The 12,667-nt window shown below is 73.7% G+C and carries 11 protein-coding genes; 5 read left to right on the forward strand and 6 right to left on the reverse strand.

The genetic code is table 11. The features are described from left to right. Positions 1-51 precede the first annotated feature (51 nt). Positions 52-717: an NAD(P)-dependent oxidoreductase gene (locus tag J2X26_RS07225; protein WP_307491036.1), complete on the forward strand. Its 666-nt coding sequence runs from the start codon at positions 52-54 to the stop codon at positions 715-717. Here J2X26_RS07225 and J2X26_RS07230 read toward each other — a convergent pair. The 3 genes from J2X26_RS07230 to J2X26_RS07240 form a co-directional block, all read right to left on the reverse strand. Beyond that, positions 707-2,974, reverse strand: coding sequence for a glycoside hydrolase family 95 protein (locus J2X26_RS07230; protein WP_307491038.1), 2,268 nt, complete (start codon positions 2,972-2,974; stop codon positions 707-709). The genes J2X26_RS07225 and J2X26_RS07230 overlap by 11 nt on opposite strands. Positions 2,975-3,038: 64 nt before the next feature. Further along, positions 3,039-5,276: a cellulose binding domain-containing protein gene (locus tag J2X26_RS07235; protein WP_307491040.1), complete on the reverse strand. Its 2,238-nt coding sequence runs from the start codon at positions 5,274-5,276 to the stop codon at positions 3,039-3,041. A gap of 140 nt (positions 5,277-5,416) precedes the next feature. Next, on the reverse strand, positions 5,417-5,782 hold the full coding sequence (locus tag J2X26_RS07240) for a nuclear transport factor 2 family protein (protein ID WP_307491042.1): 366 nt from the start codon (positions 5,780-5,782) through the stop codon (positions 5,417-5,419). Between the two features lie 75 nt (positions 5,783-5,857). Between J2X26_RS07240 and J2X26_RS07245 the strand changes: the two genes are divergently transcribed. The 3 genes from J2X26_RS07245 to J2X26_RS07255 all read left to right on the forward strand — a co-directional run bounded on the left by J2X26_RS07245 (position 5,858) and on the right by J2X26_RS07255 (position 7,802). After that, the gene (locus J2X26_RS07245) at positions 5,858-6,994 is read left to right on the forward strand and encodes a serine/threonine-protein kinase (protein ID WP_307491044.1); all 1,137 of its coding nucleotides are present in this window, start codon (positions 5,858-5,860) and stop codon (positions 6,992-6,994) included. Further along, a complete protein-coding gene (locus tag J2X26_RS07250; protein WP_307491045.1) occupies positions 6,991-7,440 on the forward strand; it encodes a hypothetical protein in 450 nt (149 codons plus the stop codon). Before J2X26_RS07245 ends, J2X26_RS07250 begins: the two co-directional genes overlap by 4 nt. 110 nt (positions 7,441-7,550) lie before the next feature. After that, entirely contained in the window at positions 7,551-7,802 is a 252-nt protein-coding gene (locus J2X26_RS07255; RefSeq protein ID WP_307491046.1) for a PspC domain-containing protein, read from the forward strand. A gap of 5 nt (positions 7,803-7,807) precedes the next feature. On the opposite strand, the gene J2X26_RS07260 is transcribed toward J2X26_RS07255, so the two are convergent. After that, entirely contained in the window at positions 7,808-8,821 is a 1,014-nt protein-coding gene (locus J2X26_RS07260) for a hypothetical protein (RefSeq protein WP_307491048.1), read from the reverse strand. A 196-nt stretch (positions 8,822-9,017) separates the two neighbouring features. Here J2X26_RS07260 and J2X26_RS07265 point away from each other — a divergent pair, with 196 nt between their 5' ends. Beyond that, entirely contained in the window at positions 9,018-10,397 is a 1,380-nt protein-coding gene (locus J2X26_RS07265) for a pyridoxal phosphate-dependent decarboxylase family protein (protein WP_307491049.1), read from the forward strand. 7 nt (positions 10,398-10,404) lie between these two features. On the opposite strand, the gene J2X26_RS07270 is transcribed toward J2X26_RS07265, so the two are convergent. Then, entirely contained in the window at positions 10,405-11,478 is a 1,074-nt protein-coding gene (locus J2X26_RS07270; RefSeq protein WP_307491051.1) for a DUF4349 domain-containing protein, read from the reverse strand. A 118-nt stretch (positions 11,479-11,596) separates the two neighbouring features. After that, positions 11,597-12,430 (reverse strand): DNA-3-methyladenine glycosylase family protein, encoded by an 834-nt coding sequence (locus J2X26_RS07275; RefSeq protein ID WP_307491053.1) that lies wholly within the window; start codon positions 12,428-12,430, stop codon positions 11,597-11,599. Positions 12,431-12,667 lie beyond the last annotated feature (237 nt).

A 12,667-nucleotide genomic window follows, 5' to 3' on the forward strand; every position in this document is an offset into this window, starting at 1 on the left:
CTGGTGAGGTGGGAACCACAGGAATCCACACCGCACCGAAGGAGACAGATTATGAAGGTTCTCGTCGTCGGAGCGACGGGCGGCTCCGGCCGTGCCGCCGTGACCGAGCTGGTCAACCGTGGGCACGACGTCACCGCGCTCTCGCGCCACGCGTCCTCGCTGCCGGGGGTCCGGGGGATCGACGGAGACGCCACCGACGCCGCACTGGTCGGCAGGCTCGTCGAGGGCCAGGACGCCGTCGTCGTGACGCTCGGCATCAGCGAGAGCGCGGTCCGGGTGCGCCTGCGCGGACCGTCGCGCACCCCGCTCGACATCCGCTCGCGGGGCACGCGCACGGTGCTGACCGCAATGCGTCGCCACGGCGTGCGCCGCGTCGTCGTGCAGACGTCCTACGGCACCGGGCCGACGAGCGTCGGCCTCCCGCTGGTCAACCGGGTGATCTTCGCGCTGCTGCTGCGGCCGCAGATGGCGGACACCGAGCGGCAGGGCGCCGAGCTGCGCGCGAGCGGGCTCGACTGGGTCGAGGTCCAGCCGGTGACCCTCACCGACGAGCCGTGGGCCGGTGCGCCGACCACGTCGACCGACGGGCACATCGACCGCGTGAAGGTCTCGCGCGCGCAGGTCGGCTGGTTCCTCGCGGAGGCGGTCGAGGACCCGACGCTGACCGGGCGAACGGTCTCGGTGTCCGCCGGTGCCGCGGTCCCGGTCACCGTGTGAGCGACCAGGCCTCACGCGCGCGCAGGTCGAGCCGCTCGGTGGTGTCGTCGTGGCGGAGCAGGACCGTGGTGTCCCGGTCCGCCACGAGACGCGCCGCGGTGAGCGTGTGCCTTTCCCACGCCAGGTCGACCGAGACCCCGCCGCGCGCCCGCAGCCCGCGGACGGACCCGGACGGCCAGGACGCCGGGAGGGTCGGCAGGAGGTGGAGCTCCCGCACGGGCCCGGCCGTGCGGTGCGACTGGAGCAGGAGCTCGGCGACGCCCGCCGTGAAGCCGAGGTTCCCGTCGATCTGGAAGGGCGGATGGGCGCAGAAGAGGTTGCGGTAGACGCCGGCGCCCGACCCCGCGGGTCGCAGGAACGCGTCGACCATCGCCTCGGCACCCGCAGGGTCGCGCAGGCGGGCGCGCAGGTTGAGACGCCACGCCAACGACCAGCCCGTCGAGTCGGGGCCGCGCGCGTCGAGCGTGGCCAGGGCGGCCCGGGCGAGGTCCGGCGCCTGGTCCGGGTCGATCGACGTCCCCGGGTGCACACGGAAGAGGTGGCTCTGGTGGCGGTGCTCCGGCTCGACGTCCTCGACGTCGTCGCGCCACTCCGCCAGCCGCCCGTCGGGTGCGACGCGCTCCGTGGGCAGCCGCGCGAGCGCCGCCGACGCCTCGGCCAGCAGGTCCGGAGGTCCGCCGAGCCGGACGACGCTCTCCAGGAGGTCGCGCGCCATCGCCAGGTCCGCGGTGGTCGACGTCGTCACGGAGGCGGGCAGGCCGTCCGGGGCGACGAAGGTGTTCTCCGGGGACGTCGACGGGCGGGTGCCGAGCGTCCCGTCGGGGAGCTCGACCAGCCAGTCGAGGACGAACCGCGCGGCGCCGAGCACCACGGACAGGTCGACGGGGTCCCCGGTGAAGTCGTGGTGGTCCACCAGGTGCCGGGCGAGCCAGACGCCCCCGAACGGCCAGCACGCCCACGACGGGTCGCCGGTGCCGTCGCCCACCGACTCGGTGAAGGCCCATGCATCGGAGTTGTGGTGGGCGACCCAGCCGCGCAGCCCGTACAGCTCGGCCGCCGTGCGCGTGCCCGACGTGGCCAGCTCGCCGACCCAGCGCAGGAGCGGCTCGTGGCACTCCGCGAGGTTGGTGCTCAGCGCCGGCCAGTAGTTCATCTCGGTGTTGATGTTGATCGTGTAGTTGGACGACCACGGCGGCTGCACCGCGTCGTTCCAGAGCCCCTGCAGAGTCATGGGCAGCGTCCCGGGCCGTGACCCGGCGATCAGCAGGTACCGCCCGTAGTGGAACGCGAGGGCGGCCAGCCCCGGATCGGGCTCGCCGGCGGCGTGCCGACGGAGGCGCACGTCGGTGGGCAGCTCGGCTGCCGGATTCCCCCCGAGGTCGAGCGCGACCCGGTCGAAGAGGCGGGCATGGTCGGCGACGTGCTCGTCGCGCAGGGCCGATGCCCCGCGTGCGGCGGCCGCAGAAGCGGTGGCCGCCGCCTGCGCACGGAGTTCGTCCGCGTCCCCGTGCACGGGAGTGGTCGCGTCGACGTAGTCGGTCGCGGTCGCGACGACGACCGTCACCCAGGACGCGTCGCGCAGCACGAGACCGTCCGGGCCCGCGGCGGCGACGCCGTCCGTGACCACCTCGAGGGCCACGGCCGCGGTGATGCTGGTCCCGGGACCGCGGTCGCGGACCACCTGCGCGCCCGCCACGTAGTCGGGCGGGGCGTCCGACGGCAGCCGCAGCGTGGTGGACCAGCGGGTGCCGTCGCCGGTCGGCCGGTCGAGCGGGTGCTCCGAGGTGACCCGGATGCGCAGCGGTCCGCCGGACCAGGTGCGGTGCACGACGACGACCGATGCCGGTCGGCTGACGAACGCCTCCTGTGCACCGGTCGCCCAGGACTGGCCCGCGACGCCCTCGTCGAGACGGAGCCAGCGCTCGTACCCGTCGGCTGCTGCGTCCTGCTCCAGCCAGAGGTCCGCGAGCGGCTGGTACGCCTGGACGAAGCCGCCCTGGAGGCGCTGGACCTGGCGCTCGGCCTCGCGGACGTCATCCCGCTCGAGCGCCTCGCGGGCGGCGGCCAGCGTGGCCGGACCGTCGGGTGCCGAGCCCGAGCGTGGCGCTCCCGACCAGCACGTGTCGTCGTTGAGCTGGAGCCGTTCGACCGCGACACCGCCGAAGACCATCGCGCCGAGCCGCCCGTTGCCGAGCGGGAGGGCGTCCGTCCACAGGTCGGCGGGGGAGTCGTAGCGCAGGGTCGTCTCGGTCGTCACGGGTCTCCAGGGCTGCCGGAAGGACCGTCGCCGGAGGTGGCGACGGTCCTTCCGGAAGGGTAGATCAGGGGGTCGAGATCTTCGGCTGGGCCGGCAGCGTGAACGGCGTGCCCAGGAAGAACCCGGTGTGCGGCGGCTGGTTGTAGGCCGTGTTCTGCCACGCGATCGCGACCCGGTAGGTCTGGTCGTGCAGCAGGGTCCACACGCGGGCGCTCGTCACGGTCGGTGTCGCGTAGATGCGCAGCGCCGACTCGTCGGACCTCGCCCAGATGACCTCCTCGCGCCAGTCGCCCAGGATGTCGCCCGACAGCGTCGGGGTCGACTTGGTGCCGTTGTTCGACCGGACGTCGGCACCGGTCAGCAGGCGGGTGTCGCCGCCCGTGCCGTACTTGTCGATGTGCGTCCCGTCGAGCAGCTCACGCGACGTGTCCCCGTCCCAGTAGGCCAGGAAGTTCGCCGACCCGGGCTTGCGGCCGATGGTCTGGCCGGAGGTGTTGCGCAGCTGCGAGTCGGACGAGGACCACGACTCGGCGCCGGCGCTGCCCGACCAGATGTCGTCGGAGACGCCGCGGCCGTTGTCGGTGGTGGCCGGGGTGCTCCACAGGATCTGGCCCGTGCGTGCGTCGGCCATCCAGGAGTCCGGCTGCGTCGTGCTCTCCGTGACCTTGTAGTACTCGAGGCCGGGACGGCTCGGGATCAGGTCGCCGACGTGCCCGGCGTCCCCGTGGCCCGTGCGGTTGTTCCACAGGCCCGTCCCGTTGTCGTCGATGGCGGCGGCGCCGTACAGGATCTCCTGCTTGCCGTCGCCGTCGACGTCGGCGACCGACAGCGAGTGGTTGCCCTGCCCGGCGTAGGTGCTGTTGCCGGAGGTGCTCGAGCTCGAGTCGAACGTCCACCGTCGGGTCAGCGACCCGTTGCGGTAGTCCCAGGCCACCACGACGGCACGCGTGTAGTAGCCGCGGGCCATGATGATCGACGGCCGCTGACCGTCGAGGTAGGCGGTTCCGGCGAGGAACCGGTCGACCCGGTTGCCGTAGCTGTCGCCCCAGCTGGACACCGTGCCGCGGGGCGGGACGTAGCTCGTCGTCGCGCCGATCGCGCCGGACTGGCCGGTGAACACCGTGAAGTACTCCGGGCCGGAGAGCACGTAACCCGACGAGTTCCGGTAGTCCGCGTTGGCGTCGCCGATCACCTGACCGGTCCCCGAGCGGGTGCCGTCGGCGGTCTTCATCGCGACCTCCGCCTTGCCGTCCCCGTCGTAGTCGTAGACCTGGAACTGCGTGTAGTGCGCACCGGCCCGGATGTTGCGGCCCAGGTCGATCCGCCACAGGCGCGTGCCGTTCAGCTTGTACGCGTCGACGTACACGTTGCCGGTGACGCCGGACTGGGAGTTGTCCTTCGCGTTGGTCGGGTCCCACTTCAGGACGACCTCGAGCTGGCCGTCCCCGTCGAGGTCGCCGACGCTGCCGTCGTTGGCCACGTAGTCGCCGCTGGGCTTCTGGATGGGGACGTCGAGGTAGCCGTTGCCGAACGTCAGGGACGTCGCCGACGCCCCCTGCTCGGAGCCGTTCACCACGGCGCGGACCGTGTAGGTCGCGCTCGCGGACGCCCCGGCGTCGAGGTAGTTGGTCGAGTCGGTGATCGGTCCGGCGATCTTGGTGCCGCCCCGGTAGACGTTGAACCCGGTGCTCACCGGCTCGGTACCGAGCAGCCGCCACTGGACCAGGTTGTTGCTGCCGGACCGCACGCTGATCAGTCCGCGGTCCAGCTTCTCGGCCTGCCACGCCCCGGCGGGCGGGGTTGTGCTGGTCGGGGTGGGCGTCGGGGTGGCGGTGGGCGTGGCGGTCGGGGTGCTGGTCGGGGTGGCCGTCGGGCTGGTCGTCGGTGTCGACGTTCCACCCGTGCACGTGGTGCCGTTCAGCGCGAAGCTCGTCGGCACCGGGTTGCTGCCCGACCACGTGCCGTTGAACCCGAAGGACGTGCTCGCGCCCGACGCGATGCCGCCGTTGTAGGAGACGTTGGTCGCGGTCACCTGGGAGCCGCTCTGCGAGGTCGCCGCGTTCCAGGCCTGGACCACGGTCTGCCCGGCGCCGAACGACCAGGTGAGGTTCCAGCCGGTGACGGCGTCCCCGAGGTTGGTGATCCTGACGTCGGCCCCGAAGCCGGCGCCCCACTGGTTGGTGACCGTGTAGTCGACGCGGCAGCCGACCGCGGCCGCAGCCGGCTGGGCGGCGGCCACGCCGACTCCGACTGCCAGGGTGGCCGCCATCAGCCACGGGATGGTTCTGCGAGGGTGCGACATGGTGCTTCCTCCTGCGTTCACGGCCGACGCCTTCGTCGGGGGGCACGGCTCAGCCCTCAGGGGAACGTAGGTACGGACGCGGGTGCGCAACTACGGAGTGAAACCTTTCATCGGAACACGCTTACCGCCGATAACGTTCTCTACCGGCCGTCTGGCACGAGGTACGTCCCGTGCCCCTCGACCACGAGGCCGTCAGAGAAGACGAGAACCTCGTCGACCAGACCGCCGGCCTGGTTCCGGTAGGTGATCACGAGCACGCTGACGCCGGCGTACACCCGCTCCACGGTGAAGTGCAGGTCCGGCATCAGCCTCAGACCCTCGGTCCAGTACTCGCGCAGAGCCTGCTTCCCACGCGTCACCCCGCGGCTGGCCGGGACCACCCGCGCGGCCGTCGGGGACGTGAAGACCACGTCGTCGTGGAACTGCGACAGGACGGCCTCGACGTCGTGGGCGTTCCACGCCGCGACCCAGGCGGCGCTGAAGGCGAGGGGTTCGGGGATGCTCATCGGAGCAGTGTGGCATCGAGGATTCGCCCGGTCCCCGGATGCGGGAGCCAGGCGCTGCGCCTAGCGTCGATTCTCATGCTGGACCATGTCAGCGAGTCCCCGGTGGGCTCGTCCGAGCCGGACGAGCGCCCGCTGCTGGGCGACCGCTACCGGCTGGACGGGGTCCTCGGGCGCGGCGGCATGGCCACCGTGCACCGCGCGCACGACGTGCTGCTCGAGCGGGACGTGGCCGTCAAGGTCTTCCCGGCGGTCCTCGAGGGGACCGACGACCTCCTGCGCAACCGCGCCGAGATCCGCGTGCTGGCCACGCTCAGCCACCCGGGCCTGGTCACGCTGCACGACGCCGGGACCGTGCACGGCGACGACGGGTCCGAGCAGGTGTACCTCGTGATGGAGCTCGTCGAGGGGCCGACGCTCGCCGAACGCCTCCGGGACGGTGCCCTGGACGTCGAGCAGACCGCGCGGGTGGGCCGGGACGTCGCCGAGGCGCTCGCCACCGTGCACGAGCGGGAGATCGTCCACCGCGACATCAAGCCCGCGAACATGCTGCTGACCAGCGCCGACGCGCTCGACACCACGCGGCGACGGGGGGAGCCCGCGGTCAAGCTCGCCGACTTCGGCATCGCCCGCCTGGCCGACGCGACCCGGCTGACGATGACGGGCATGACGCTCGGCACGATGAGCTACCTGAGCCCCGAGCAGTCCACCGGCTCCGAGCTGGGACCGGCGAGCGACGTGTACGGGCTCGGGCTGGTCCTGCTGGAGTGCGTGACCGGCCGACCTGCCTTCACCGGCACGATGGCCGAGATGGCGACCGCGCGGCTGGTCTCGTCGCCCGACGTGCCGGTCGACCTCGACCCCCGGCTCGGTGACCTCCTGTCGCGCATGACCCGGATGGCGCCGCAGGACCGGCCCGACGCCCGCGAGGTGGCGCAGGACCTGGCGGCGATCCTGGCCGGCGACCCGGGGGAGACGCTGGTGATGCCCGCCGCCGAGAGCCCCGTCCCGGAGAGCATCCCGGCGACGCCCTCCCGCCGGTGGGCTCGTCCCGCGCTCGTCGGTGGTGCGGTGATCCTCCTCGTCGGCGGCACGGTGCTGGTCGGACAGCTCGCGGCCGGCGGCGGGACCACGGTGGTGCCGCCCTCCTACCCTGCCGTCGAGGGCGCGGTGGGCGAGTCCCTCACGCAGCTGCAAGAGAGCGTCGAGCCATGAGGCGCGCGGCGCGGATGATCTCCCTCGTCCTCGGCGTCGCGCTGGTGTGCGCGGGCTGCGGCAGCTCAACCGAGCTGGCCGCCGACCGTGCGCGGACGCTCCAGGACTCGGTCCTCGCCGTCTCCCAGGCCGCCAGCGAGGCGCGGTGGGCCGACGCCCAGTCCCTCCTCGTCGAGACGCGGGTCGCGCTCGACGACGGGGTGGACGCGGGCGAGGTCTCGACGACCCGGTATCGCGAGATCGACGCCGCGCTCGACCTGGTCGCGACAGAGCTGGCTGCGTCGCGGGCCGCCGCCGACCAGGCCGCCGCCGAGGCGGCAGCGGCCGCGCAGGCGGCGGCGGAGCAGGCCGCCGCCGAGCAGGCCGCGGCGGAGCAGGAGGCTGCTCCCCCACCCGCCAAAGAGCCCCCCGCCCCCAAGGGCAAGGGACCGGGCAAGGGCAAGTAGGCCACCTGCTCAGGGTCGGGTTCCGGGGGATCACTGATGCGGCCGGGGTGTCCGGACGTGCATCCTGGGGTGGTCCGGCCGCTGGTGGCCGGCCCGAGAGGAGCACGACCATGGGCAGCATCCACGACGGCATGGCCCGACAGGGCCTGGTCCGGCCGGTCGACGGTCGCGTGCTGGGCGGTGTGTGCGCCGGCCTGGGTCAGCGGTTCGGCATCGCGCCGTTCCACGCGCGGCTCCTGTTCGTCCTCATCCTGTTCGTCCTGCCGGGCAGCCAGCTGCTGATCTACCCGCTGCTGTGGATCCTCATGCCCACGGAGCACCGGGTGACCACGCCGGTGGACGCTGCTCCGGGCAGGTACTAGGCAGCTCAGATGCCGCCGGTCGGCGTCAGGTGGCGGGGTCGGCGGGGCACCGGGACATCGGTGAGGAGGGGGGCCGGGAGCGCCTTGGTCAGCTCGCCGATCAGCGCACGCCAGGACTGCTCGGCGGCGCGCAGCTGCGTCGCCACGTCCTCGGGCGCGACGTGGCCCACGGTTCCGATGCCGTCGGCCGCGTCGAGCGCGTCGAGACCGCGCTCTATCGCGGCCCGCGACGTCCGGTAGTTCGTCGTGTCCCGCGCAGCCGGCGGGGTCAGCACCTCGAGCACCGCGGCGGCGTCGTCGAACATCGAGCGCAGGAGCGCCACCGCGTGCGGGCGGTCGCCCATCGAGAGCCGGTCCGCGGAGTCCGTGACGGCAGCGACGATCGTCGAGTGCGCGAGCCGGTCGACGGTCGCGGCCAGGGCGCCGGGCACGATCTGGATCTGCAGCAGGAGCGCGACGGTCCGCCCGAGCACCCGCTCGGAGCGCTCCCGACGGACCCGTCGCCGTTCGGTCGCCCGTCGGGCCTCGTCCTCGGCGCGCAGCTCCAGCGCGAGCGCCTCGCGCTCCCGGCGCTCGGCCTCCTGCCGGGCTGCGTTCGCCCGCCGGGAGACCAGCTCCGTCGCCGTCCGCACGTGCTGCTCGGACTCGGTCTGGGCCCGGTGCACGAGCTCGGCGGCGCACGGGTTCGCCGGGCTGGCGTAGCCGGTGTCGGTGTAGCCGAACAGGGCGATGTGGTGCTCCTCCGCCCACAGGACGGCGGTCTTGGTGAACCCGGAGCGGGAGTAGAAGACGGCGACGAACGAGCCCGCCGCCGCGCGGAGGTCCTCGAGGTCGGAGCGCCCGACGGGGCTGCGGCGGTGCTCGACGCGGCCCGCGAAGTCGATGCCGACCAGGTCCAGCTCGATCGCGGAGCCGGGGCCCGTGACGCGGACGTCGGTGCGGGCGAGGACCGTGCGGGCGTGCCGCTCAGCGAAGCGCTCGGCGTCGCGCCACTGCGGGTCCTTGCCCGTGGTGCTCACGTCCACCTCCTCCACCGACGTCCGGCCGGTCAGACACGCCTTGACGCTATGGACCGCGCGCGTGCCCGGAGTCGACCGTCTGGGTGACCCCCCTGACGCAAACCGCCGGTCCGCACGACACGCCGGACGAATCGACCGGGTGAAACTCCGAGATCTCGCGATCGGCGACCGGCGCGCCGGTGGCAGGGTGGACGCCATGACGGCACGGTGGCCGGCATTCGCGCCGGCGCTCGACCGCGCGGCGCACCATGCGCGCGAGTGGCTGATGTCCCTGGCCGAGCGCCCGGTGCACCCGAGGGCGCAGCCCGACGCGCTCGCGGCGGTCCTCGGCGGACCCCTCCCGGACGGGCCGACCCCACCGGAGACGGTCGTCGACGAGCTCGCCGCCGGGATCGAGCCCGGGCTGATGGGGATGCCGTCCGGGCGCTTCTTCGGCTGGGTCATCGGAGGCACGCACCCGGCCGCGCTCGCAGCGGACTGGCTCACGAGCGCGTGGGACCAGAACACGGCGATGCGTCACTCGACACCGGGCGTCGTGGCGGTGGAGGACGCGGCCGCCGCGTGGGCGCTCGACCTGCTCGGCCTCCCGGCCGGTGCCGACGTCGGGTTCGTCACCGGCGCCACCATGGCCAACTTCACCGGGCTGGCGGCGGCGCGGCAGCAGGTGCTCGCCGACGCGGGCTGGGACGTGGGCCGCGACGGCCTCGCGGGCGGTCCGCGGGTCCGGGTCCTCGTCGGGGCGGAGCGGCACGAGACCCTCGACCTCGCGCTGCGCTACCTCGGGCTCGGGACGCCGACCGCCGTCGCCGCCGACGACCAGGGCCGGCTCGTCGTCGCCGACCTCGAGCGCGCTCTGGCGGAGGGGAGCGGGCCGACGATCGTCTGCCTGCAGGCGGGCAACCTGCACTCGGGCGCGTTCGACCCGATGGCCGAGGCGATCGAGGTCGCCCACCGGCACGGCGCCTGGGTCCACGTCGACGGCGCCTTCGGGCTCTGGGCCGCGGCGTCACCTCGGCTGCGGCGCCTCGTCGCCGGGTACGAGCGCGCCGACTCGTGGGCCACCGACGCGCACAAGACCCTGAATGTGCCGTACGACTGCGGCCTGGCGATCGTCGCGCACCCCGAGCCGCTGCGCCGGGCGCTCGGCATGCACGCCGAGTACTTCGCGACGTTCAGCGGGTCGGGCGACCCGTTGGAGAAGGTGCCCGAGCTGTCCCGGCGCGCTCGCGGCGTCCCCGTGTGGGCGGTGCTGCGGTCGTTGGGCCGCAGCGGCGTCGAGGACCTGGTGGACGGGCTGGTGGCGAACGCCCGGGCGATCGCGGACGGGATCGCGACGATCGACGGCGCCGAGATCCTCAACGACGTCGTGTTCACCCAGGTCTGCGTCGGGTTCGGGTCCGACGAGCGGACCCGTGCGGTCACGGCGCGGGTGCTGGCCGACGGCGTGACCTGGATGTCGGGGTCGCGATGGCAGGGCCGGGACGTGCTGCGGGTGTCGGTGAGCAACTGGTCGACGGACGCTGAGGACGTCGCCCGGTCGGTCGACGCCGTCCGCCGGGCGGCGTCGACCGACTGACACCAGGTCAGCGCGGCTGGTGCTGCCCGGGGTCGACGGGCGGTGCGGTCGGCGGGCCCGCCGGCGGGTCGAACGGGTTGCCCGGCCCGGCCGCCAGCGGCTGCACCGGCGTCGCCGGCCCCCGCCAGCGCCGCGCCCAGCGCACCCCTGCGACGCCGAGCGCCGCGATCGCGCCGCCGAAGGCGAGCCAGGGCAGGAGCACCCCGACGACGATGGCGATCGCCGAGACCACGGAGACCAGCGAGTCCCAGCCCGTGACGAGCCCTTCGACGAACGACTGCGGACCGGTCGGCGGCTCGACGGGCGCCGGCGGCTCGACGGGCGGGGGCAGGTCCGGGCCGACGATCGCGACGTGGATCGTGGACAGCGACACCTGCTCGGCGATCGCGGCCCGCTGCGACCGCAGCTGCTCCAGGCCGGCCTCGCGCTCGGTGAGGGCGTTCTCCGCGACGATGATGTCGTCGTGCGTGGTCGCGGTGGCCAGCAGGTTGGTCATGCGGGCGACCGAGAGCTCCATCGCGTGGATGCGGGCGTCCAGGTCCTGTGCGGCCCCGGTCACGTCCTTCTTGGTCAGGTCCACCGCCTCGACGTCACCGAGCTCGCGCAGGGCGACGAGCGTCGGGGTGACCGCGGCCGCGGGGAGCCGGATGGTCAGCGTGGCGGTGGCGACCTCCGTCTCGGTGGCGGCCTTCTCGGCCCGGTCGTCGACGCGGCCGTCGGCGTCCTCGGTGAGGCGCACGATGGCGTCGGCGGCGACGCGCGGGTCCTTCGCCGCCATCGCGACGTCCCCGGTCTGGATGACCTGACGGTTCGCGTCGGGAGTGCTGGCAGCGGGCTCGACGGCGTTCCCGGCGCCGTCGGTGTCCTGCTGGACCACCGTGCCGGGATCGGCGCCACCCTCGTCGGCACCGACCGCACCCTGGTCGGTGCCGCTGTCGTACTGGGCCTCGGAGGTGCTGTCGCCGCTGTCGGCGCCGCTGCAGGCGCTGAGGGTCGCCGCGAGGGCGATGACGCCGGCGACCATCCACCGGGTGGTGCGGGCGCGGGCTGTCGGTGCGGGGCGCTTCGTCGTCGGCTTCATGGCCGTGACCGTAGGACCGTCGGCGAGGCTGCGGGTTGGCTGTGACTCAACTGTGACGGCATCGGCGGGGGCGGGACCGAATCGTGACCGCGCCGACACCGGACCGCGTTCGCGCTGCTCAGAGCACGTAGGCCGTCGCGGTCCAGAGGTGCACGGCCGCGTAGGCGCGCAGTGGGCGCCACCGTTCGGCCAAGCGGGTGACGTCCGCCGCGGACCCGACGCCGAGCGCCCGACGCAGCACGAGGTCGCCCACGGGCATCGCGTCGCGGTCGCCGAGCACGCGCAGGGCGAGGTAGTCCGCGGTCCACGGACCGATCCCCGGGAGGGCGAGGAGGCGATCCCGGACATCCGCTGCTCCCGGCACGAGCGAGAGCCCGTCGGCGCAGGCCCGCGCGAGGGCGTGCAGGGTGCGGGCGCGGGAGTGGGTGATCCGGACGACGGCCTGCAGCTCCACGGGGTCGACCTCCGCGAGCCGTTCCGGTGTCGGGTACGTGGTCAGGCCGTCCGGTCCGGGGCTGCCGTAGGCGGCAGCCAGCCGACCCCCGAACGTGCGGGCGGCGGCGAGCGACACCTGCTGGCCGAGCACGGTCGTCACCGCGGCCTCGAAGCCGTCGGGGTGTCCCAGGATCCGCAGCCGGGGTCGCGCCCGTACCAGCGGGCCGAGGACGGAGTCGTCCCCGAAGGCGTCGAGCACGGCGTCGAGATCGTCGGCGAGCCCGAACCACGAGGCGGCCAGCGCTGCGAGGTCGGCCTCCGACCCGGCGGTGGAGCGCAGCGCGATCCGGTCCGCGCCCAGGGTGGCCTCGACGATCGCCGGTCCACCGCCCAGCCGGACGACCCGGCGCACGACTCCGGCGTCGACCATCTCCACGCCCGGCACCGCATGGGCGACCAGCGAGGCGAGTGCCGGGGCCGGGTCGAACGACCGCTGCAGGACGAGAGAGGCGCTCACGGGTCGACGGTAGCTCGCTGGACGCTTTACCAAGTCAATGTATTTACATGGAAAGGATGCGCCCCACGCGTGGCAGTGCTAGAACTGTTCTAGCTGATCGCACCGGGAGCCTGGGGCGACCAGCCGGTCGCAAGTTCGGCCGCGTTGCCGAGGGTCACGGCGAGAGCCGGACCGCCCGTGAGGGTTCAGGGAGTGCGCCAAGCCTCGTGCCGGCGAGACGCCTCTCCGTGGCGCCCC

Source organism: Cellulomonas humilata, assembly GCF_030814415.1.
In the GTDB taxonomy this organism is placed as follows: Bacteria; Actinomycetota; Actinomycetes; order Actinomycetales; family Cellulomonadaceae; genus Cellulomonas; species Cellulomonas humilata_A.